20 protein-coding genes are annotated in these 21,813 nt (G+C 69.3%); 9 read left to right on the forward strand and 11 right to left on the reverse strand.

The window, feature by feature from the left end; genetic code table 11:
• Positions 1-2: 2 nt before the first annotated feature.
• Complete coding sequence (locus GGQ63_RS06610; protein ID WP_246429637.1) at positions 3-2,495, reverse strand: glycogen/starch/alpha-glucan phosphorylase; 2,493 nt, start codon at positions 2,493-2,495, stop codon at positions 3-5.
• Between the two features lie 321 nt (positions 2,496-2,816).
• Between GGQ63_RS06610 and GGQ63_RS06615 the strand changes: the two genes are divergently transcribed.
• A complete protein-coding gene (locus tag GGQ63_RS06615; RefSeq protein WP_183853794.1) occupies positions 2,817-4,109 on the forward strand; it encodes an NAD(P)-binding domain-containing protein in 1,293 nt (430 codons plus the stop codon).
• 1 nt (position 4,110) lies between these two features.
• Here GGQ63_RS06615 and GGQ63_RS06620 read toward each other — a convergent pair whose 3' ends face one another.
• Both GGQ63_RS06620 and GGQ63_RS06625 read right to left on the reverse strand, forming a co-directional pair.
• On the reverse strand, positions 4,111-4,326 hold the full coding sequence (locus GGQ63_RS06620) for a hypothetical protein (RefSeq protein ID WP_183853797.1): 216 nt from the start codon (positions 4,324-4,326) through the stop codon (positions 4,111-4,113).
• 100 nt (positions 4,327-4,426) lie between these two features.
• Positions 4,427-5,488 (reverse strand): LacI family DNA-binding transcriptional regulator, encoded by a 1,062-nt coding sequence (locus tag GGQ63_RS06625; protein ID WP_343061096.1) that lies wholly within the window; start codon positions 5,486-5,488, stop codon positions 4,427-4,429.
• 220 nt (positions 5,489-5,708) lie between these two features.
• On the opposite strand from GGQ63_RS06625, the gene GGQ63_RS06630 reads away from it, so the two are divergent.
• The 6 genes from GGQ63_RS06630 (at position 5,709) to GGQ63_RS06655 (ending at position 12,442) form a co-directional block, all read left to right on the forward strand.
• Complete coding sequence (locus GGQ63_RS06630) at positions 5,709-6,860, forward strand: CaiB/BaiF CoA transferase family protein (RefSeq protein ID WP_183854092.1); 1,152 nt, start codon at positions 5,709-5,711, stop codon at positions 6,858-6,860.
• Between the two features lie 2 nt (positions 6,861-6,862).
• Positions 6,863-8,008, forward strand: coding sequence for an ABC transporter substrate-binding protein (locus GGQ63_RS06635; protein WP_183853799.1), 1,146 nt, complete (start codon positions 6,863-6,865; stop codon positions 8,006-8,008).
• A gap of 5 nt (positions 8,009-8,013) precedes the next feature.
• Positions 8,014-8,784 (forward strand): enoyl-CoA hydratase/isomerase family protein, encoded by a 771-nt coding sequence (locus tag GGQ63_RS06640; protein ID WP_183853801.1) that lies wholly within the window; start codon positions 8,014-8,016, stop codon positions 8,782-8,784.
• An 11-nt stretch (positions 8,785-8,795) separates the two neighbouring features.
• Positions 8,796-9,749 carry an ABC transporter permease gene (locus GGQ63_RS06645; RefSeq protein WP_183853803.1) on the forward strand — a complete coding sequence of 318 codons (954 nt, stop codon included), beginning with the start codon at positions 8,796-8,798 and terminating at the stop codon, positions 9,747-9,749.
• A gap of 75 nt (positions 9,750-9,824) precedes the next feature.
• Complete coding sequence (locus tag GGQ63_RS06650) at positions 9,825-10,829, forward strand: sugar ABC transporter substrate-binding protein (protein WP_210308401.1); 1,005 nt, start codon at positions 9,825-9,827, stop codon at positions 10,827-10,829.
• 122 nt (positions 10,830-10,951) lie between these two features.
• Positions 10,952-12,442: a sugar ABC transporter ATP-binding protein gene (locus GGQ63_RS06655; protein ID WP_210308402.1), complete on the forward strand. Its 1,491-nt coding sequence runs from the start codon at positions 10,952-10,954 to the stop codon at positions 12,440-12,442.
• 17 nt (positions 12,443-12,459) lie between these two features.
• Here the strand turns inward: GGQ63_RS06655 and GGQ63_RS06660 are convergent, their stop codons facing one another.
• From GGQ63_RS06660 to GGQ63_RS06680, 5 genes are all read right to left on the reverse strand, one after another.
• The gene (locus tag GGQ63_RS06660) at positions 12,460-12,789 is read right to left on the reverse strand and encodes an L-rhamnose mutarotase (protein ID WP_183853806.1); all 330 of its coding nucleotides are present in this window, start codon (positions 12,787-12,789) and stop codon (positions 12,460-12,462) included.
• A gap of 5 nt (positions 12,790-12,794) precedes the next feature.
• Positions 12,795-13,628 carry a carbohydrate ABC transporter permease gene (locus tag GGQ63_RS06665; protein ID WP_183853808.1) on the reverse strand — a complete coding sequence of 278 codons (834 nt, stop codon included), beginning with the start codon at positions 13,626-13,628 and terminating at the stop codon, positions 12,795-12,797.
• 1 nt (position 13,629) lies between these two features.
• The gene (locus GGQ63_RS06670) at positions 13,630-14,565 is read right to left on the reverse strand and encodes a carbohydrate ABC transporter permease (RefSeq protein ID WP_183853810.1); all 936 of its coding nucleotides are present in this window, start codon (positions 14,563-14,565) and stop codon (positions 13,630-13,632) included.
• 135 nt (positions 14,566-14,700) lie between these two features.
• Positions 14,701-15,969 (reverse strand): ABC transporter substrate-binding protein, encoded by a 1,269-nt coding sequence (locus GGQ63_RS06675; protein WP_183853812.1) that lies wholly within the window; start codon positions 15,967-15,969, stop codon positions 14,701-14,703.
• Positions 15,970-16,004: 35 nt separating this feature from the next.
• Entirely contained in the window at positions 16,005-17,171 is a 1,167-nt protein-coding gene (locus GGQ63_RS06680) for a mandelate racemase/muconate lactonizing enzyme family protein (protein ID WP_183853814.1), read from the reverse strand.
• Positions 17,172-17,218: 47 nt separating this feature from the next.
• Between GGQ63_RS06680 and GGQ63_RS06685 the strand changes: the two genes are divergently transcribed.
• The gene (locus tag GGQ63_RS06685) at positions 17,219-17,938 is read left to right on the forward strand and encodes a GntR family transcriptional regulator (protein WP_183853816.1); all 720 of its coding nucleotides are present in this window, start codon (positions 17,219-17,221) and stop codon (positions 17,936-17,938) included.
• 398 nt (positions 17,939-18,336) lie between these two features.
• On the opposite strand, the gene GGQ63_RS06690 is transcribed toward GGQ63_RS06685, so the two are convergent.
• Together GGQ63_RS06690 and GGQ63_RS06695 are read right to left on the reverse strand one after the other, a co-directional pair.
• Complete coding sequence (locus GGQ63_RS06690; RefSeq protein WP_183853818.1) at positions 18,337-19,416, reverse strand: ABC transporter ATP-binding protein; 1,080 nt, start codon at positions 19,414-19,416, stop codon at positions 18,337-18,339.
• 182 nt (positions 19,417-19,598) lie between these two features.
• The gene (locus GGQ63_RS06695) at positions 19,599-20,420 is read right to left on the reverse strand and encodes a TrmH family RNA methyltransferase (RefSeq protein WP_183854098.1); all 822 of its coding nucleotides are present in this window, start codon (positions 20,418-20,420) and stop codon (positions 19,599-19,601) included.
• 71 nt (positions 20,421-20,491) lie between these two features.
• Here GGQ63_RS06695 and GGQ63_RS06700 point away from each other — a divergent pair, with 71 nt between their 5' ends.
• The gene (locus tag GGQ63_RS06700; protein WP_183853820.1) at positions 20,492-20,791 is read left to right on the forward strand and encodes a hypothetical protein; all 300 of its coding nucleotides are present in this window, start codon (positions 20,492-20,494) and stop codon (positions 20,789-20,791) included.
• Here GGQ63_RS06700 and GGQ63_RS06705 read toward each other — a convergent pair.
• Positions 20,763-21,800, reverse strand: a complete 1,038-nt coding sequence (locus GGQ63_RS06705; protein ID WP_183853822.1) for an NAD(P)-dependent alcohol dehydrogenase — start codon at positions 21,798-21,800, stop codon at positions 20,763-20,765. The genes GGQ63_RS06700 and GGQ63_RS06705 overlap by 29 nt on opposite strands.
• Positions 21,801-21,813: the final 13 nt, after the last annotated feature.

Below are 21,813 nucleotides of genomic sequence, written 5' to 3' on the forward strand. Positions count from 1 at the left end.
CCTCAGGCGATCGGGCGCACCGGGACGTCCCAGATGTCCCGGGCGTATTCGGCGATCGTCCTGTCCGATGAAAACCATCCAACCTTCGCCGTGTTGATCGCGCTCGATGCCCACCAAGCTCGCTTGTCGGCCCACTTGGCGTCAACCCTCCGCTGGGCCGCGAAATAGGAGTCGAAGTCCGCTGTCACCAAGAAGTGGTCGTGATAGCGAAGGTTCCCGGTGAGATCGCGGAAGCGGTCCTTTTCGCCGGGTGAAAAGAAGCCGCCTTCGATCGCCGCGAGCACGTCGGAAAGGAGCGGCGAGTTGCCGATCGCCGCCTCGGCCCAGTTTCCGCGGGCCCGCGTTTCGGCGACCTGGTCGGTGGTCAGACCGAAGATGAAGATGTTGTCGTCACCGACATGGTCGCGGATCTCGACATTGGCGCCGTCGAGCGTGCCGATCGTCAGCGCGCCGTTCAACGCCAGCTTCATATTGCCGGTGCCCGACGCCTCCATGCCGGCGGTCGAGATCTGTTCGGAGAGATCGGCGGCGGGGATGATCGTCTCGGCGAGACTGACATTGTAGTTCGGCATGAACACGACCTTGAGCAGGTCGCGCACCATCGGATCGCTGTTGACCACCGCGGCGACGTCATTGGCGAGCTTGATGGTCAGCTTGGCGATGTGATAGCTCGCCGCCGCCTTGCCGGCGAAGATCTTGACCCGCGGCGCCCAGTCGCGATGCGGCTGCGCCCGCATCGCCTGATAGAGCGCGATGGTCTCCAGGATGTTGAGGAGCTGGCGCTTGTATTCGTGGATGCGCTTGATCTGGACGTCGAACAAGGCGCTCGGATTGACGCGTGTCTCCATGCGGTCGCGGATCAGCCGGGCGAGCGCGATCTTGTTGTCGTGTTTGATCTGCTCCAGCCTTTGCTGAACCGCCGCCTCGGTGGCGCGGTCGGCGAGCGCCCCGAGCGCAGCAGGATCGTCGAGCACGCGCGGGCCGCAAATGTCGACCAGAGCGCGGGTCAGCCCGGGATTGGATTGGTAGAGCCAGCGGCGGAACGTAATGCCGTTGGTCTTGTTGTTGATGCGCTCCGGATGCAGCCGGTGCAGATCCCGGAAGACCGTCACCTTCATCAGGTCTGAATGCAAGGCCGAGACACCGTTCACCGAATGCGACCCGATGAAGGCGAGATGGCCCATTTTGACCCGGCGGCCATGGTTCTCCTCGATGATCGAGACCGAGGAGAGAAAACTGTCCGGATCCTGCGGAAAGTCCTTGCGCACCGCCTCCAGATGATAGGCGTTGATCAGATAGATGATCTGCATGTGGCGCGGCAGCATCCGCTCCATCAGCGGCACCGGCCAGGTCTCGAGCGCCTCCGGCATCAGGGTGTGATTGGTATAGGCGAAGGTCCGCCGGGTGATATCCCAAGCCTCGTCCCAGGAAATATCCTTCAGATCGACGAGGATGCGCATCAGTTCGGCGACGGCGATGGCAGGGTGGGTGTCGTTGAGCTGGATCGCGACCTTGTCGGGCAGCGAGCGGATGTCGCCATAGGTCCGGGTGTGGCGGTAAATGAGGTCCTGCAGCGACGCCGAGGCGAAGAAATACTCCTGCCGCAACCGCAATTCCTGCCCGGCCGGTGTCGCGTCGGAGGGGTAGAGAACCTTCGAAATCGCCTCGGCCTTCACCTGCTCGACCAGCGCGCCGACATGGTCGCCCTGGTTGAAGGCATCGAGCCGCAGCGGGTCCATGGCGCGTGCCGACCACAGACGCAGCGTGTTGACGTGGCGGCCGCGCCAGCCCACCACCGGGGTGTCGTAGGCGACCGCTTCGATCGTCTCGGCCGGATGCCAGACATAGCGGGTCGCGCCGCCGGGCCAGGCGACCGCCTCGACCGAACCGCCGAAGGCGATGTCGTAGGTGACCTCCGGGCGCTCGAACTGCCACGGATAGCCGAAGGACAGCCAGTCCTCGGGATATTCCTGCTGCCAGCCGCCCTTGATCACCTGCCGGAACAGGCCGTGATCGTAGCGGATGCCGTAGCCATAGGCCGGGATCGACAGCGTCGCCATGCTCTCGATGAAGCAGGCGGCGAGACGGCCGAGACCGCCATTGCCGAGGGCGGCGTCCGGCTCGACGGTCCGCAGCTTGTCGAGATCGACGCCCAGATCGCCGAGGGCGCTGCGCACGGTATCGGTGAGGCCGAGATTGCCGAGCGTGTCGAACAGCAGCCGTCCGATCAGGAATTCGAGGCTGAGATAATAGACCCGCTTGCGGCCCTCGGCATAGGTGGCCCGCGAAGAGGCGATCCAGGGGTCGACCATATGATCGCGCACCGCATGCGCGGTGGCGATGAACCAGTCGCGCTCGCTCGCCGTAGCAGGGTTCTTGCCGACGACATAGGTGAGCTTGGCGAGGATGGACTTGCGGATCACATCAACCCGGTCCGGCGGAGGGCCGACCGGTCCTCCGCCCGCGGGCGCGTCCAACACCGTGCTGTCGTTCATCGGCCTCATCCGTCTTCGGGCTCGCGGTACCTCGGCGCGGCGCGCCACCCCTGGCACGATGCAACATGGATGCCGTCGCGGAACCGGTGCGATCAAGGGTGGAGTCTGAGCCGATCCGCGCGCGCCGGCAACCCCGTCGCGCAAGGCTGCCCGCGGCGGAGGGGCGCAGTGCATGCCTTTTGGGCAGCGGAGGGCGGAAGGAAGCGCGGCGTCAGGCTCGGTGGGGAAGGTGAAGGCGATCACAGCGTCGCACAAGCTAATGCGCGACATCGGATGCCGGGCAGATCAAGGCGCGCTTGATCGGGGGAGGGACGAACCGAGATGCCGGGCAATGCCGAACGTATCGCCGTGCTGGGCGGAGGGCCGGCCGGAATCGCTGCGGCGCGCTGGCTCGGCGCTCGGGGCTTTTCACCGGTCGTCTTCGAGCGGGGCGGCCGGCTCGGCGGCCTCTGGACGCAGGGGCCCTGCTCCACCGCGAGCGCCGAGGGCCTGACAGCCAACACCCCGCGGGCGGCCACCCGCTTTGCCGATCTCGATCACGACGAGGCGGTCGCCGCCCGCCCGAGCGCCGACGCGATCTCCGCCTATCTCACCCGGTATACGGCCGGATTCGCGCTCGGCACCGAGATCCGGCTGCGGACGAGCGTCGACTCCGTCGCCCGTCATCCGATCGGCGGCTGGATGGTGCGCTCGACGACCGCCGCGACCACCCGTCGCGAGGAGGCCTTCGCCCGGGTCGTGGTGGCGACGGGCTTCTATGCGGAGCGCTCTTTCGGCGGCCTGCGCGGCGCCGACCGTTTCACGGGTCCGGGCGGACTCGTCCACAGCTCCGGCTATCGCGGCGCCGCCGAACATCGCGGCCGGCGCGTCCTCGTCATCGGCGGTGGACCGGCCGGGGGAGCGATCGCGCTCGATCTCGCGGGAGCGGGCGTCAGCGTCGCACTCGCGGGTCCGGCGTGGCTCTCTTCCCCGGCGGCTCATCCCGCCCGGTGCGACGCCGCTCTGGCTGCCCTCTGCGCCGAGGGACGCCTTCTGCCGGCGCCGCCGGTCGCCTCCGTCACGACGCACGGCGTGTATTTCGCCGACGGCACCGCCGAGACCTATGATTCGATCATCGCGGCGACCGGGTACCGGCCCGCCCTCTCGATTTTCCCGCCCGGTCTCGAAGCAGCGCTCGTCACGGCCGACGGGCGTATCGCCCTCGCCGAATCGACCTTCCATCCGGACCTGCCGGGAATCGCCGTGCTCGGCCATTTCGACCAGCGCGGGGCCGCGCTGCCGGTGATCGAACTGCAGGCGCGGGCCGTCGCCTATCTGTGGTCGGGCGTCGCCGCCATGCCGGCGCAGGCGAGACTCGCCGAAAGCCTCGCCGCGGCGCGCAGCGGACCCCGGCCCGATCTCGCCGAGACCGCGGCGCGCTTCGCCCGGCTCGCCGGCGTCAGCCCGCCGCACACCCATTGCGCCGCGGCGGCCCTGATGGCGGCCGGTCACTTGGTGCCGGAGCTGTTCCGGCTCGCCGGGCCGGATGCCGATCCCCGCGCCGAACTCGTGGTCGCGCGCGAGGCCGCGGCGCTCTGCCGCCGCTCGCCCGTCGGCTCCGCTCCCGACGACTGACCTAATCGGGCTGGTTGCGCAGATCCTGCGCGCCCGGATTGGTCAGTCTCTGATTGTGATGGCGGCCCTGGTCCTCGCCCTGCAGGGCGTTGCGGCCCTTGATCTCGTTCGCGAGATCGTCCTCGTCGAGCACCTCCGGGCCGACCGGCCCGGTGTGGGGATGGCCGACGACCTGCCCGTCGCCCATGCCCTTGCCCTTCTTGCTCGCGCGCGCCATGGGATCCTCCTTGGTTGCGGTTGCGCAAGGAGAACGCCGGGGATCCGCCATCGTTGCCAGCCGGCGCCGTGGCGTCCCGAGCCGCAGAACGGAGGGCCGTTCAGGTGCTCTCGCGGACCACCAGCTCGGTGCCGACGTCGATGCGGCGGCCGGCCGGGCCGCCCCCGCCCCGCATCGCGGCGAGCAACATCTGCCCCGCCTCGCTGCCGATCCGCCGGCTCGGCACGGCAATCGTGGTGAGCGCCGGATTGAGTTCGCGGGCGATGTCGTAATCGCCGAAGCCGGTGATCGCGATCCTGTCGGGAACGGCGATGCCGCGCCGGTCGCAGGCGAGCAGCGCGCCGGCGGCGAGGAGGTCGCTCGAAAACACGAGCGCGTCGGCATCCGGATGCGCGGCGAGCGCCCGGTCGAGCAACGCCTCGCCGCTGCGGATGGCGAGCGGCAGGTCGGTCGGATCGACGATGCGCGCCGGCGCGCCGGGCAGCAGCCGGCCGACCGCCTCGGCGAAGCCGTCACGCCGCTCGGCGGCGCGATGATCGCCCGGCCGCAGCACGCCGGCGAAGACCGGCCGGCGCCGGCCGCGCTCGATGAGATGCGCGGCGACGGCCGCCATGGAGGCGCGGTTCGAGAAGCCGACCAGCCCGTCGATCGGCCGCGCCGGCCATTCCCAGCTCTCGATCACCGGCACGCCGGCGCGCCTCAGCAGCGCCGCCGCCGCTCGGCTGTGATGGGCGCCGATCAGGAAGATGCCGTCCGGCCGCCGGCCGAGAAAGCTGCGGATCAGCGCCTCCTCGCGGTCCGTGCGGTATTCCGTATCCCCGAGGAAGATCTGGTAGCCCTCCGCCGAAAGGGTATCGGCGAGGCCCTGGATCGTCTCGGCGAAGATCGAAGCGGAGATGTTGGGGATGATCGCCGCCACCGTCATCGAGCGGTTGGAGGCGAGATGGCTCGCCGAGAGGTTCTGCACATAGCGCGTCTTTCGCACCGCCTCCTGAACGAGGCGGAGCGTCTCGGGCGTCACGGTCGCGGCGTCGCGGAGCGCCCGCGACACGGTCTGCGCCGAGACGCCGGCCTCGCGCGCCACGTCGGCCATGGTCGCCGCCCGCCCGGCGGAGCGGCGCCGCGTCCGTGTCCTGCCCTCGCCCGCCGTTTCGCCCGCCACCCGCGTTCCTCAGTTCCGCTCCGCCCGGCTTGCCGCGCTGCGCCCGACCGGTCAAGCCGTGGACGGCGCATGAAATCCACTTGCGCGCTCGCCGAGCCGATGTTAGCGCTCACTTGAACGCTAACACGGATGGGCACCGCCCGTCGACGCCGGAGCACTCGTCGTGACCAATGGAAAAGGCATCCTCTCGGGCTACCGGGTGCTCGACTGCTCGATCGCCATGGCCGGCCCCTTCGCGGCGCAGCGGCTCGGCGATCTCGGCGCCGACGTCGTCAAGGTCGAGCCGGTCACCGGCGAATGGCAGCGCCATGTCTCGGCCGGCGGCGCCCGCGGCAACAAGATCAACGTCTCCTTCCTCTCGCTCAACCGCAACAAACGCTCGCTCGCCGTCGACCTGAAGAACCCGGAGGGCAAGGCCCTGCTGATGGAGCTCGTCAAGACCGCCGACGTGTTCCTGCAGAACTACCGGCCGGGGGTCGCGAAGCGGCTGGGCGTCGACTACGAGACGCTGTCGGCGATCAATCCGCGCCTCGTCTATGTCTCGATGTCCGGCTATGGCGAGGACGGCCCCTATGTCGACCGGCCCGGCCAGGATCTCGTCCTGCAGGGCCTTTCGGGCGCCATGCTCTCGGCCGGCCGCGCCGGCGAGCCGCCGACCGCCGCCGGCCAGTATCTCGTCGACGCGGTCACCGCGTACACGGCCTTCGAGGGGGCGCTCGCCGCGCTCCTCCACCGCGAGCGGACCGGCGAGGGCCAGCTCGTCCAGGTGAACATGCTCGACGCGATCACGACGCTGCAGATGCAGGAGCTGTCGGTCTTCACCGTCGCCGGCAAGCCGCAGCAGCGCTCCGCCGAGCCGCATGCGCATGTTTATATCCGCTCGCCCTACGGCGCCTTCGCCACCACGGACGGCTACATCATCGTCGCCTTCCCGAGCCTGAAGACGCTCGGCACGGTGATCGGCGAGGAATCCTTCCTCACCATGAACGACGAGACGGACACCTGGACGCGGCGCGACGAGATCTTTGCGAAGACGCGCGAGAAGCTGAAAACGAAGAGCTCGGCCGAATGGCTCGAGGCGCTGCGCGCCGCCGACATCTGGTGCGGCCCGGTCTATGGCTATGCCGATCTCGTCGCCGACCCGCAGATCGCCCATAACGGCACCTTCGTCGAATACGACCATCCGACCGAGGGCCATGTGAAGGTCCCCGGCTTCCCGATCAAATTCTCGAAGACGCCGTCCGACGTCTGGCGCGGTGCCCCGCTCGTCGGCGAGCACACCCGCGAGGTGCTGAAGGAGGCCGGGCTCGGCGACGATGCGATCGATGCGCTGATCGCCAAGGGCGCCGTCGCCGCGACGACGGAGGCGTGAGGATGCGCTATCGCGCCCTCACCTGGGATCATCCGCGCGGCTATAACGCGCTCGCCGCCGCGGCCGCCCGGCTCGACGAGGCCCGCGACGGCCTCGCCATCGACTGGGAGAAACAGCCGCTCGAGGGCTTCGAGGCGCACCCGATCGACGATCTCGCCGCGCGCTACGACCTCATCGTGCTCGACCATCCCCATGTCGGCGAGGCGGTGGCGAAGGGCGTGCTGCTGCCGATGGAGGACCTCCTCGGCACCGAAGCCGTCGCGGCGCTCGAAGCCGAATCGATCGGGCCGTCGCTGTCGAGCTATCGCTTCGCCGGCCGGCACTGGGCGCTGCCGCTCGATGCGGCGACGCAGGTGATGGCGACCCGTGCCGACCTCCTCGGCGAGGACTGGCCGCGCGACTGGGACGGCGTGATCGCGCTCTCCGAGACGAAGCCGGTCGCCCTGTCGCTCGCCGGGCCGCACGCGGCCCTGTCGCTCTGGTCGATCGCCACCGCGCTCGGCGAGCCGCCGGCCGTCGCCGATCCGGACCGCCTCGTCTCGGAAGAAACCGGCACAGCGGCGCTCGACATCATGGCGCGGCTGTTCGCCCGCATGCCGGAGGCGGCGAAGCCGCTCAACCCGATCGGCCTGCTCGGCCTGATGGCGTCGAGCGACGCCGTGGCGCTCGCCCCGCTCGTCTATGGCTATGTCAATTACGCGGCGCCGGCGGCCGGCGCGGCGAAGGTCACCTTCCGCGACGCCCCGGTGGCGGTTCCCGGCGGCCGACCGGGCACGACGCTCGGCGGCACCGGGATCGCCGTGTCGCGCCATGCGAAGGTCACCCCGGCGCTCCTCGACCATCTGCGCTGGCTCCTGTCGGACGAGGCGCAGACCCGCTTCATCCCGGCCCATGACGGCCAGCCGAGCCGGCGCTCGGCCTGGGCCGATGACGCCGTCAACGCCCGCTGGGGCGATTTCTACCGCAACACCGCGGCGACGCTCGAGGCGGCTTACGTGCGGCCGAGGCACGACGGGTATATCGCCTTCCAGACCGAGGCCTCGGCGGCGATCCGCGCGGCGCTCGCCGCCGGCACGCCGCACCGCGACACCATCGCCCGTTTGAACGACCGTTATGCCGCCGGCCGCGTGCCGGGCGGCGAGAGGTGAGGACCATGACCGACGACGTCACCTTCTCGATCGACGGCGCGATCGCCACGATCACCCTCAACCGGCCGCAGAAGCTCAACGCCGTGACGCCCGAAATGGCGGAGGCGATCACCGCGGCGGTGGCCGAGTGCAACGACAGCGACACGATCCGCGTCGTCATCGTGACGGGTGCGGGCGAGCGCGCCTTCTGCGCCGGGTCCGACATCAAGGAGCTCGACACCTACGAGACGCCCTGGCAGTTCCGCAACCGGCCGGACTATTGCGACGCCATCCGCAAGCTGCTCAAGCCGACCCTCTGCGCGGTCAACGGCTATGCCTTCGGCGGCGGGCTCGAGACGGCGATGAGCTGCGACATCCGGATCGCGAGCGAGAACGCCCAGTTCGCCGCGCCCGAGATCAAGCTCGGCTGGATCGGCGGCGGCGGCATGTCGGCCTTCCTCGCCCATTCGGTCGGCCCGTCCAACGCCGCGCTGATGATCATGACCGGCGACCCGATCAACGCCGAGAAGGCGCTCGCCTGGGGCCTCGTCTCCGAGGTGGTGCCGCTCGCGAGCCTGATGGACCGGGCGCGCGCGATCGCCGCGACGATCGCGAGCCGCGCCCCGATCGCCGCCGAGACGGCGAAGGCGAACCTGCGCGCCGCCTTCTCGATGCCGCTCGAAAACGCCATCGAATATGAGCGCGACCTGCAGACCATCTGCTTCGCCACCGCCGATGCCGCCGAGGGCCGCGCCGCCTTCAAGGAAAAGCGGCCGCCCGTCTTCTCGCGGAAGTGAGGGCGAAGGGGATGGAGGGGAGGTCCGTCGTCCGCTTCCTGCGGACCCGCCGTGAAGCGACCGTCCTGGCGATGCTCGTCATCGTCTTTCTCGGTCTCACCTTCGCGAGCGAGTTCTTCCTGACCGGGCGCAATCTGTCGAATGTCGCGCGGCAGATCTCGGTCGTCGGCATCGTCGCGCTCGGCCAGGCGCTCGTCATCATCGCCGGCGGCATCGACCTGTCGGTCGGCTCGGTGATCGGCCTCGCCGCGGTGACCGCGGCGATGGTCTCGGCGGCGACCGGCATGCCCTCGCTCGGCATCGTCGGCGCGATCGCGATCGGCATGGCGGTCGGCTTCCTCAACGGCGTGCTCGTCACCCGCATCCGCATCAACCCGTTCATCACCACGCTCGGCACGCTGTCGATCGCCCGCGGCGCGGCGCTGCTCGCCACCAACGGCAACCCGCAGCGCTTCGACAACTGGGCGGCCTGGCTCGGCTATGGCCGGATCGGCGAGGTGCCGGTGCAGTTCCTGCTCCTCGTCGCGCTCACCCTCGTCGTCGCTTTCTTCGCGACGCGCACCCGCTGGGGCCGCAATGTCTATGCGGTCGGCGACAATGCCCGCGCCGCGCGGCTCGCCGGCATCGATGTCGCACGGACGCGGATCATGGTGTTCACGCTCTCGGGCAGCCTCGCCGGGCTCGGCGGGCTGCTGCTCGGCGGCATGCTCACCAATTCGAACCCCAATCTCGGCCTCGGTTACGAGCTCGACGTGATCGCCGCGGTGATCCTCGGCGGCGTCGCGCTGTCGGGCGGCCGCGGCTCGATCGGCGGCGTCGTGATCGGCGCCGCCCTCATGGGACTGCTGCGCAACGCCTTCGTGCTGCTCAACGTCTCCGGCTACTGGCAGACCATCACCATCGGCCTCGTCGTCATCCTGGCGGTCGGTGCGGACAGCCTGAACCGGCGACGGGAGGACGACTGACCGGCGACGCCCGCGGCGCCGGCCCTGCCCCGACTGAACCGTTTGATCGCACTGAACCTCTGGGAGGAGACAAAGATGAAGATCCTGCTCGACCGCCGCCGCTTCCTGGCGCTCTCGGCCGCCGGCCTTTCGCTCACCGCGCTGCCGCGGCTCGCCGCCGCCGAGGTGCCGCTGCCCGACGCCGCGAAGGCGCTCGGCGCGACGGTCGCCGCCGAAGGCCCCTCGGAAAAGCCGCTCCGCCTCGCCGTGCTCTCCTTCCAGGGATCGTCCTTCTGGGAAGCGGCCGACAAGGGCATCGCCGCCGCGACGGACTATCTGAAGCCGCTCAACACCACGGTCGACTACATCCAGCTCGGCACCGGCCTGACCGCCGAGACGATCGTCGCCGGCATCGATGGCGCGCTGACCAAGCAGTATGACGGCATCGCCACCGTGCCGATCTTCGACGGCACCGTCGCCAAGGTGAACGAGGCGGTCGCCGCCGGCGTGCCCTTCGTCGCCTTCATCGCCGACTCGGCCGAGCGCTCGAACCGCACCGTCGGCATGGGCCAGCTCGCCTACGACGCCGGCAAGACGGCGGGCGCGTTCATTGCCAAGCAGCTCGGCGGCAAGGGCAAGATCGCCGTCATCACCGGCTATCTCGGCGCCGCCCAGCACGACGCGCGGATGAACGGCGCGCTCGACTATCTGAAGGCCGAGCATCCCGACATCACCATCGTCGGCCCGTTCGAGTGCAAGGACGACGATGCGACCGCCTATTCGCAGGCGACCGACGCGATGACCTCCAACCCCGATCTTTCCGTCATCTATGTGACGGCCGGCGGCTCGGAAGCGGCGGCGAAGGCGGTGCGCGACGCCGGACAGACCGGCAAGGTGGGCGTCGTCGGCTATGACGACCTGCCCGAGAAGCAGCAGTACAAGGACGGCGGCGAGATCCTCGCCCTGCTCGACCAGGCGCCGGGCCGGCAGACCTTCGAGAGCCTCGTGATGCTCCACAACATCCTCGCCTTCGGCAAGGAATACCCGGCCGACATCCCGGTCGCGGCGCCGCTCGCGCTCGGCAAGAACGCCAAGCCGTAACGCCGAGCCAAACGCGCGGCCGCCGCGCGGAACGGCCGCCGCAAAGGCCCGAGCCTCCCTCTCCCGCCCCGCGGGAGAGGGTCGGGGCGAGGGTCTTCGGGCGGCCTCGATGGGAGACATCCATGACCGCCCTCCTCTCCGTCCGCGGCATCGAGAAATCCTTCGACCGCAACCGGGTGCTCACCGGCATCGACCTCGACATCGCCGCGGGCGAAGTGGTCGCGCTGCTCGGCGAGAACGGCGCGGGCAAGTCGACCTTCGTCAACATCCTGTCGGGTGCGCTCGGCCGCGACGCCGGCCGCGTCGTCTTCGCCGGCGCCGAGACCGTCTTCTCCACCACGCGGGAGGCGATCGACGCCGGCATCATCCACATCCATCAGGAGCTGTCGCTGATCGGCTCCTTGTCGGTGATGGAAAACCTCTTCATCGGCGACTACCGCACGGGCCGCTCCGGCATCATCGACCGCAAGGCGCTCGCCGCCGCGTCGCGCCCGCTGCTCGAACGGGTCGGCGCCGGCCATATCGATCCGCGCCGCACCGCCGGGGAGCTGTCGACCGCCGAGCAGCAGCTGGTCGAGATCGCCAAGGCCCTGTCGCGGAACGCCAGGCTCCTCATCCTCGACGAGCCGACCGCCTCGCTGACGCCGCACGAGGCGGCGGCGCTCTTCGCCGTCGTGCGCGAGCTGAAGAGCCGCGGCGTCGCCGTGATCTTCATCAGCCACCGGCTCGAAGAGGTGTTCCAGATCGCCGACCGGGTGGTGGTGCTGCGCGACGGCGGCGTCGTCAGCGACCGGCCGGTCGCCGCCACCTCGCGCGAGGCGATCATCGCCGACATGACCGGCCGCGCCTTCGCGCTCGGCGCGATGCCGCCGGCGATCGTGCCGGAGGGCGCGCCGCTGCGGCTCGCGGCGGAGGCGATCGGCGACGGCGCCGGCATCGGCCCGATCTCCTTCGAGCTCAGGGCGGGGGAAATCCTCGGCGTGTTCGGCCTCGTCGGCGCAGGGCGGACCGAACTGCTCGAAATGCTCTGCGGCAAGCGCGCGATAAAGAGCGGCGCGATCCGGCTCGCCTCGGGCGCCGCGCCCGCCTCGCCGACCGCCGCCTGGCGGAGCGGCCTCGCGCTGCTGCCCGAAGGGCGCAAGACGAACGGCATCCTGCCGAACCTCTCGGTCGAGGAGAACATCGTCGTGGCGCGCCGTCAGGCGGGCGGCGGGCTCGTCGCGCGGGGCAGCGAGCGGGCGCTCGCCGACCGCCTGTGGCGCACGCTCGGCATCGTCGCCGCCGGTCCCGGCCAGCCGATCCGCAGCCTTTCCGGCGGCAACCAGCAGAAGGCGCTGTTCGCCCGCTGCCTCGCCGCCGACCCTTCCATCCTGCTGCTCGACGAGCCGACGCACGGCGTCGACGTGCGCACCAAGGGCGACATCTACAGGACGGTGCGCGACCTCGCCGGCGAGGGTCTCGCCGTGGTCTTCGTCTCGTCCGAACTGCCGGAGATCCTGGCGCTCGCCTCGACCGTGATGGTGCTCGCGCACGGCCGGCGCACGCTCTATGCGCCGCGGGCCGGGCTCGGCGAGAACGACGTGCTGTCGGCGGCCTTCGTCGAGGCGGCCTGAGCGGCGGCCGACAGCCGTCAGTCGAGGTGGAAGACCTCTTCCATCGCCGCCCACCATTCGTCGGGGCCGGCGGAGGCGAGCTTCTCCTGACAGGGATCGGTCTGCGCCAGCCAAACGCGGATCGCCGGCTCCTCACCGAGCCGCGCGGCATCCGCCGGCCAGTCGGCGCCGTGATACTCCCAATAGCCGAACAGGAGATTCTCCGGCTCGCGCAGATAGATCGAGTAGTTGCGCACGCCGCACCCCGAGAGCAGCGCGTTCACCTCCGGCGAGGGATCGGCATGCAGGCGCTTGTATTCGGCGATCTTCTCCGGCCGCACCCGGATCACCATGCCCATCCGGCGCATCGGCGCTACCCCTTGACCGCGCCGACGGCGATGCCGGCGACGATCCGACGCTGGAAGATCACATAGATCACCACGATCGGCAGCGCGGCGAGCACCACGCCGGCGGCGAGCATCGGCACATTGGTCGTGTACTCGCCCCGGAGCGCGGCGATGCCGACCATCAGCGTGCGCCGGCTCTGCAAGACGAGCAGCGAGATCAAAAGGTCGTTCCAGCAATAGAGCGTGTTGAGGATGCCGAGCGTGAAGAGCGCCGGCTTGCCGAGCGGCAGCATGACGTGCCACCAGATCGCGAGCAGGCTCGCCCCGTCGATCTTCGCCGCCTCGATCAGCTCGCGCGGCAGCCGGGCATAGAAGGCCGTCATCAGATAGATCGAGAAGGGCAGGAAGAACGCCGTATAGGCGAGGATCAGGCCGATCCGCGTGTCGACGAGGCCGGTCGCGATCATCGTCCGGTAGAACGGCACCAGCACCACCTGCACCGGGATCATCAGCGCGGCGAGCAGGACCAGGAACACCGCCCGCCGATAGGGGAAGCGCAGGCTCGCCAGCGCATAGCCCGCGAGCGACGAGACGAGCAGAAGAAGCGCCACCGCACCGACCGTGACGGTGAGCGAATTGACGAAATAGTCGGCGAGCTTCGCCTGCACCCAGGCGAGGCGGAAATTGTCGAAGGTCGCGTCGGCGACGAGCGAGAAGCGGTTGAGGATGTAGTCGCGTTTGCTCTTCAGGGCGACATTGAACGCGAAGACGAGCGGATAGATGCAGGAGATCGCGAGCAGCGCCATCGGCACGGCGATCAGCCAGCGGATGCGCTTCTCCGAGGCGCCGAGCGTCGCCATCTCAGATCTCCGCGTTCTTCGTCATGATGCGGATCTGGACGAGCGCGAGCACCGCCATCACGCCGAACAGGACGATCGAGATCGCGCTCGCATAGCCCGGCCGGTTCATGCGGCCCTGTTCGAGCCAGATCAGATATTCCGGCAGCGTCGTCGAGGTGCCCGGCCCGCCCGCGGTCAGCACATAGATGAGTCCGAACATCGAGGTGAGCACGCCGATCGTCGTCGCGACGGTGGCGAATTCGATGATCGGCACCATCGACGGCACGACGACATGGCGCCAGGTCTGCAGCGTCGAGGCGCCATCGAGCTTCGCCGCCTCGACCAGTTCCTCCGGAACGGTCGACAGGCCGGCGAGGAAGATCAGCACGTTCATGCCGAAGGTCGACCAGAGCTGCACGCCGATCAGGGCGAAGAGCGCCGTGTTCGAATTGCCGAGCCAGTCGACCGGCGAGAGGCCGAGGCTGCCGAGCATGGCATTGAACGAGCCGTCATAGCGCAGCACCATGTTGAAGATGGCGCCGACGATCACGCTCGAAAGCACGGCCGGGAAGAAATAGACCGCCCGGAACAGCCGCCCGCCCGGCACGCCCTGATGGATGAGGATGGCGAGGACGAGCGGCAGGCCGATCCAGACCGGCAGCGTGGCGAGCAGGATCAGCGTGTTGACGATGCTGTCTCGAAAGGCCGGGTCGGTCGCGAGCGCGGCATAGTTCTGCAGCCCGATATAGGACGGCGCGTCGATGCCGTTGTAGTCGGTGAGCGAATAGCCCGCGCCCCAGACGAGCGGCACGATGCGGAAGACGATGACGAGGGCGAGCGCCGGCAGGACGAAGAGGATGCCGAAGCGTCGTTCCGCCCGGCTCGCCGGGTTGCGGTCGAGCAATTCCCGGGCGCGGACTGCCGTCGCCGTTCCGTGCGTTTCTGTCGCCGAAGTCATGCTCTCTTCAGTCGTGTTCGCCGCCTGATCCGTCGTCCCCGCCGAGCGGGGCTTCCACCGGGCCGGCGCACCGCCAGCCCGGTGGATCGGACGCCCTCGCCACGTCGCGGCGCGTCCGGGAGAGACGATCGGTGCCTACTTCTTCTTCGCCGCGGCCTGAACCTCGTCGAGCCGCGTCACGGCGCCGTCGACGGTGGTCTCACCCGTGAAGAGGAGCTGGCTCTGACGATGCCACTCCTCGACCTCGGCGGTCGACATGTTGTTGTGCGCGATGCTCGCGCCGCAGCAGCCGAGCAGGGCGAGAACGACCTTCGCCGAAGGGCTCGAAAGGCCCGACGTGTCGACCTTGGTGCTCGCCGGGATGGCGCCGGCGCTCTCGAAGAAGATCTGCATCGCGGCCGGGGCCGCGAACGACTTCGCAAGCGCAATGGCGAGATCCTGGTGCGGCGAGAAGCGGGTGACCGCATAGCCGATGCCGCCGGCGAACGGCATGCGCACCGGGCCTTCCGCGGCCGGCGTCGGCGCCGGCATCGGGAAGGCACCGACCTTGTCCGCGCCGAGGAACTCGTCGAACTGCTTCCAGTGCGCGACGTCGGAGATCAGCCCGATCGTGTGGGCGTTCTCGCCGCGCATGAAGCTCTCGTATTCGTCCATGAATTTGAGCGTCGAGTTGGCGCCCTCGGAATACCAGCCGGTCTTCCAGGTCTCGAGCCACTCGGCGACGACCGCCTTCACCGGCGCATCCGACCAGTGCAGCGTGCCGGCCGCCCAGTCCGCCTGCTGCGCGTCGGTCCAGCCGTTCGCCGCGAGCGCGGAGAGGAAGAAGTCGGCGCCGAAGCCTTCCTTGTTGCCGAGCGCGAAGCAGGCGACGCCGGCCTTCTCCTTGATCGCGGCGCAGTTCGCCTCGAGCTCCGCCCAGGTCGCGGGCGCCTTTTCGGGATCGAGCCCGGCCTTCGTGTAGAGATCCTTGTTGTAATAGACCATGAAGCCCTGGATCGACAGCGGCACGGCATAGACCGCGCCGGCGGCATCGGCGAACTCGCCCCAGCCGACGACATCGTTTCGAATGTCGGCGATCGCCTCGTCGAGCTTCACGAAAGCACCGACGCGCTCCTTCGCCTGCGAACCGCCATGGACGAGCACGAGATCGGGGCCGCGGCTCGCCGCGATCGCGGTGCCGAGCAGGGTGTAATACTGGTCGTGCGGCTGCATGACGTAATTGACCGTCACACCCGGATGCGCGGCCTCGAAATCGGCCTTCACCTTCTCGTAATAGGGCGCCGTCACCGGATCGCCCGACTTCCAGTCCCATACCGTCAGCGTCGCGTCCTCGGCGCGCGCGGCGGTGGTGGCCAGACCCGCCAGCGCGGCGGCGGCGAGCAGAATGGTCCTCGTCTTCATCATCGCAGTCCCCTCCCTCGAGAAGCGTGTGTGAACGATCAGCCGGCGGCCGCGGCGAGGCGGCTTCCGGAAAGCGGCGGCAGGCGCGGATTGGCCGGCGCCGGCGGCAGAGCGTCGGTCGCCGTTACGGTGGGCACCGCCATCGCGCGGGCGGTGGCCGAAAGCGCGAGGCCGTGGCCCGGCCGGTCGTGCGGCAGGATCACGCCGTCGCGGATCTCCATCGGCTGCTCGACCAGATGGTCGAAGTTCTGGAACGAGTATTCGAGCCAGTCGACCTCGGGCAGCGCGAACGCCATGTTGGCGCCGATCTCGAGGAACGAGTTGCCGAGGCTGACCGGAATGCCGTATTCGGCGGCGAGCCAGCCGACGCGCATCACGTCGGTGACATGGCCGTGCACGTTGATCATGTCGGTGCCGCGCGCCTCCATCAAGGCGCGCTTGCCCGAGGCGTCGAGATACTCGCCCGAATTGACGAGGGTGAAGGGGCAGCCGGCGCGGATGACGTTCAAGCCCGCGAAATCGGTCCTGAGGCAGGGATCCTCGATCCACAGAATGTCGAAGCCGGCGCGGTGGATGGCGTTCAGCCGGCGGACCGCCTCCTGCGGCGACCACGCCTCATTGGCGTCGATCATCACCGCCTCGGCCTTGCCGACCGTCTTCTTCAGCAGGTCGAGCCGGTGGATGTCCCAGTCGAGATCGGGATGGCCGACCTTCACCTTGAAGGAGCGGTAGCCGACCGAGGCGGCGTGCTCGAAGAGCGCGACGAAGTCGGCATCCGACAGATGGTAGTCGAGCCCGCTCGCATAGGCCTTGATGCGCCGCGGCTCGCCGCCGAGCAGCCGCCACAGCGGCATGCCGAGCCGCTTCGCGGAGAGGTCCCACAGCGCCTGGTCGATGCCCTCCGCGAACAGGAGCGTGTAGCCGCGCCAGTTGCCGCCGCGCGGCCGGCGAACGCGGTGGACGAGGGCCGACGGGTCCTTGCCCTCGAGCCGCGGCCAGGCCTCCTCGCGGAAGATGCGGGCGATCTCGGCCTCGTCGGGCAGCGGATGGAACAGCGAGAAGACGAAGCCGAGCCCGACCTCGCCGCTCTCGGCGAAGAGTTCGAGCGCCGCGACATGAACCTGGTCGGTGCGGACCTGGCTGTCGCCGATCACGCGATCGCGCCGGAACTGGAAACGGGTCACTCGAAAATCGGCGAGGCGCATGCTAAGACTCGGTGATCGATCAACAGAGACAGATTGATATATCAAGTATGGCGACTGATAGATCAATTGTGCCGGACCCGCAAGAGGGCGAGGCGCACGCGGAGCGCGAGAGCGAGGCGGGTCCGGTCTCGCTGAGCGAGGTCGCCTATCACCGCATCCTCGAAATGCTGTTCGGCCGCCATCTGCCGGCCGGCGCCTTCGTGTCGCAGAACGAATTGGTGCGGCTGGTCGGCGTGCCGGTCGCGCCGCTGCGCGATGCGCTCCGTGTCCTTCAGACCGAGGGCGTGCTGACGATCCACTCGCGCTCGGGCATCCGCTTCCTGAAGCCCGATTTCGAGTTCACGAAGAACACCTACCAGTTCCGCGGCATTCTCGAGCGGCCGGCCGTCCGCGTCTTCGCCGAGACGGCCGGCGCCGACGCGATCGACGCCTTCGTCTCGCGCCACGACCGGCTGATCGCCGCGATCGGCGCCGCGGGTCTCGCCGGCGAGAACGTGCACGAGATCATCGCGATCGACGCCGATTTCCATTTCGCGATCGTCGCGGCGCTCGCCAACCCTCTGGTCGGCTCGACCTATCGCCGGGTGCACAATTATCTGCAGCTGATCCGTCTCGACCGCCGCCTGACCGCGGCGACGGCGCTCAGGACGCTCAACGAGCACCTCGACATCCTCGCCGCCTGCCGCAGCCGCGACATCGACGCGGCCGAGGCGGCGCTCCAGCTCCACTTCTCGCAGGCGCTGCAGCGGGCGCTCGGGATTTTCTGAAGGGGCGTTGCCCCTCACGGCCGCGGGCGGGCGCCTTTCCTATCGGAACAGCCCGACCCGTCATGCTGCGACCGGTCCGATCGACCCGTCATGCCGGCCTCCGTGCCGGGCTCCATAATCGTGACGGCGGTGTCTTTGGAACGATCTCACCATCCGTCACCCCGGCGAAAGCCGGGGCCCATCGAGCCGGGCGACAGCACCGATCCGGAGCGGTCTGCGGGATGCTTCCCGGGTCTCGGCTGCGTCTCACCCGGGTCACGGCGTGTGGGGTGACGCCCCCCTCGGGCAGCCCGGCGGCACGATTATGGACCCCGGCACAGAGGCCGGGGTGACGGGTGTTCCGGGATGCGGCGCCAACACGGAGGCCCGGAGCGGCGCGGGCCGCTCCGGGGAGACGGTTAGATCCGCTTGCCGCTCGCCTGGTCGAACAGGTGCAGCTTGGCGAGGTCGGGGGCGATGTGGAGCTTGGCGCCGGGGGCGACCTCGATGCGCTCGCGGAACACGCCGACGAGATCGACGCCGCCGAGCTTCATGAACACCTGGGTCTCCGATCCGGTCGGCTCGACCACCTCGACGGTGGCGGCGAGCGCGTCCGGATTGCTCTCGCTCGACAGCGCGAAATGCTCCGGCCGCACGCCATAGACCGCCGCCTTGCCCGGCTGCGCCGCGATGTCCGACGGCAGAGGCAGGCTCGCGCCGCCCTGCTTGACGCGGAACACAGGCCGGCCATTGCCCGCCTCGACCGTGCCTTCGAGAAGGTTCATCGAGGGCGAGCCGATGAAGGCGGCGACGAACAGATTGGCCGGGCGATCGTAGAGCTCGAGCGGCGCGCCGACCTGCTCGACGATGCCGTCATGCATCACGACGATCCGGTCGGCCATCGTCATCGCCTCGATCTGATCGTGCGTGACATAGACCGTCGTCGTCTTCAGCCGCTGGTGCAGCGCCTTGATCTCGGTGCGCATCTGCACGCGCAGCTTGGCGTCGAGATTCGACAGCGGCTCGTCGAAGAGGAAGACCTGCGGATTGCGCACGATCGCGCGGCCCATCGCGACGCGCTGGCGCTGGCCGCCCGAGAGCTGGCGCGGATAACGCTCGAGCAGCGGCTGCAGCCCGAGAATATCGGCCGCCTTGCCGACGCGCTGCGCGATCTCCGCCTTCGAGGCGCGCGACAGCTTGAGCGAGAAGCCCATGTTCTCGGCGACCGTCATGTGCGGATAGAGCGCATAGTTCTGGAACACCATGGCGATGTCGCGCTCTTTCGGCGGCACGTCGTTGACGACGCGGTTGCCGATGCGGATGTCGCCGTCGGTGATCTCCTCGAGCCCCGCGATCATGCGCAGGAGCGTCGACTTTCCGCAGCCCGACGGGCCGACCAGGATGACGAACTCGCCATCTGCGATATCCACGGAGACGCCGTGGATCACCTCGTGTCCGCCGTAACTCTTGCGGACCTTGTCGATATTGACCGTTGCCATTCTTCCTCCTCGGCCATGCCGAAAATCGGCATTGAAAGCCGGATGGTGCGTTTCGGCCGCCGCCCGTCCTCTCCGGTCGCCCGTCGCGACGGACCGCGGCACAGTGCTCGCCGCCCGGTCGGGCGGCGCGACACTGTCGCGGAGCTTCGCCGCCTCCGCAACCCGAAATCCGTCCCGCCGGGTCAGGAAACCGGGAGACCGTCCGCCTCGGCGAGCCGGTGGAGCACGATTCCGGATGTCGTCGCGACGTTGAGGGAATCGAAGCCGGCCGCCATCGGGATGCGCACCGTGTGGGTCCGGGCGAGCAGAGCGGCCGGCAGGCCGGGCCCCTCGGCGCCGAGAATCACCGCGGCACGGGGCGGCCGGGCGAGATCGGCGAGGCGGGTCGAGCCCTGCGGCGACAGGGCGAAGGCGGTGAAGCCGTGCCGGGCGAGGAGGTCCGGCAGGTCATCCTCCGCCGCCAGACGGGCGAAGGGCATGGCGAGCACACCGCCGACCGAGACGCGGATCGCCTTGCGGTAGAGCGGGTCGCACGAGGTCGGGTCGAGCAGCACCGCGGCGGCGCCGAAGGCGGCGGCGTTGCGGAAGATGCCCCCCATATTGTCGTGATTGGCGATGCCGACCGCGGCGACCACGAGCGCCCGCGCCGGCAAGCCGGCGAGCAGCGCATCGGCCGGGACGGGTTCGGGGCGCCGGCCGAGCGCCAGGATGCCGCGATGGATCTCGAAGCCGGCGACCGTATCGATCACCGCCTGCGGCACGAGATAGACCGGCACGTCGGGATCGAGCGCGGCGAGGAGATCGGCGAGCTTGTCGCGCCGCTTGTCGACGATCAGCGCCGAGACGGCGGCGAAGCGCCGGCTGGCGGCGAGCATACGCAGCACCACCTCGCCCTCGGCGACGAAGAGGCCGGCGCGGCCGACGAGATCGCGCTCGCGGACCGCCCTGTAGGGATCGAGCCGGGGATCGGAAGGATCGTCGATGGGGACGAGGGTCAAGGGCACCGCTCGCGTCGCCGGAACCCGGCGGGCTGCCGCGGCTTGTTCCGCCACCCGATGCTTCGTAAGGCGAACATATGAACCCGTTCCTCTCGCTCGGCCTGGAGCAGATGCGCCTCGCGCTCGCCGCCCAGGAGGTGATCGCCCATCGCCTCGCCGCCCTCGCCAGCCCCGGCGCCTTCGCGACCGCGGAATACGAGAAGATGATCGTCGAAAAGATGTTCGCCCCCGCCGAGGCGATGGCGGCGGTGATCGCCGCCTCGGTCAAGGGCCCGCTGTCGGTCGTCGAGACGAGCCGCGTGGTGACCGGCGCCTATGGCAAGCGCATCCGCGCCAACCGCCGCCGGCTCAGGCGCCGAGCACGATCTGCAGCTTGACATCGTTGGGATTGGCGGACGCGGCGCGCTCGAACGCCTCGACGCTCTTCTCGAACGGATAAGTGCCGGTAACGAGCGGCTCGAGGTCCACCTTGCCCGAGGCGATCAGGTTGATCGCCCGGTCATAGACATTGGCGTAGCGGAACACCGTCTCCATCCGCACTTCCTTCGCCTGGGCCGCGACGATGTCGAAGGCGACGGGCTCGACCGGCATGCCGACGAAGACGACGCAGCCGCCCGGCCGAACGGTGTCGAAGAGGCCTTGATAGGCCTTCGGCGAACCGCTCGCCTCGAACACCACGTCGGCGCCCCAGCCCTCGGTCTCCGCCGCCACCGTCGCGGCGAGGCCGCGCTCGCGGATGTTGACGGGGATCAGCCCGTCATAGCGGCCGGCGATCGCGAGCTTCTCGGCGACCAGATCGGAGATGTAGACCCGGCTCGCGCCGCCGGCGAGCGCGGCGAGCGCCACCATGATGCCGATGGGGCCGGCGCCGATCACCGCGCAGACGTCGCCGGGCACGATCTTCGCCCGCGTCGCCGCCTGCATGCCGATGGCGAACGGCTCGACCATCGCGCCTTCCGCAAACGAGACATGGTCCGGCAGCTTGTAGGTATAGGCCTCGGGATGGATGACATGCGGCGTCAGGCAGCCATGGATCGGCGGCGTCGCCCAGAAGGTGACGGCCGGATCGACATTGTAGAGGCCGAGCTTCGAGGCCTTCGACTGCGGGTCGGGAATGCCGGGTTCCATGCAGACGCGATCGCCCGGCTTCAGGCTCTTCACCTGCGCACCGACCTCGACCACCGTCCCGGCCGCCTCATGGCCGAGCACCATCGGCGCCTCGACGACGAAGGGGCCGATGCGGCCGTGCGTGTAATAGTGCACGTCGCTGCCACAGATACCGACCGTGTGGATGGCGATCTTGACGTCGCGCGGGCCGAGGTCGAGCGGCAGGTCGATCTCCCGCAGCGACAGACGGTGTTTTTCTTCGAGGACGAGGGCGCGCATCGGGGCGTTTCCG

It is taken from the genome of Prosthecomicrobium pneumaticum (assembly GCF_014199915.1).
GTDB lineage: Bacteria > Pseudomonadota > Alphaproteobacteria > Rhizobiales > Kaistiaceae > Prosthecomicrobium > Prosthecomicrobium pneumaticum.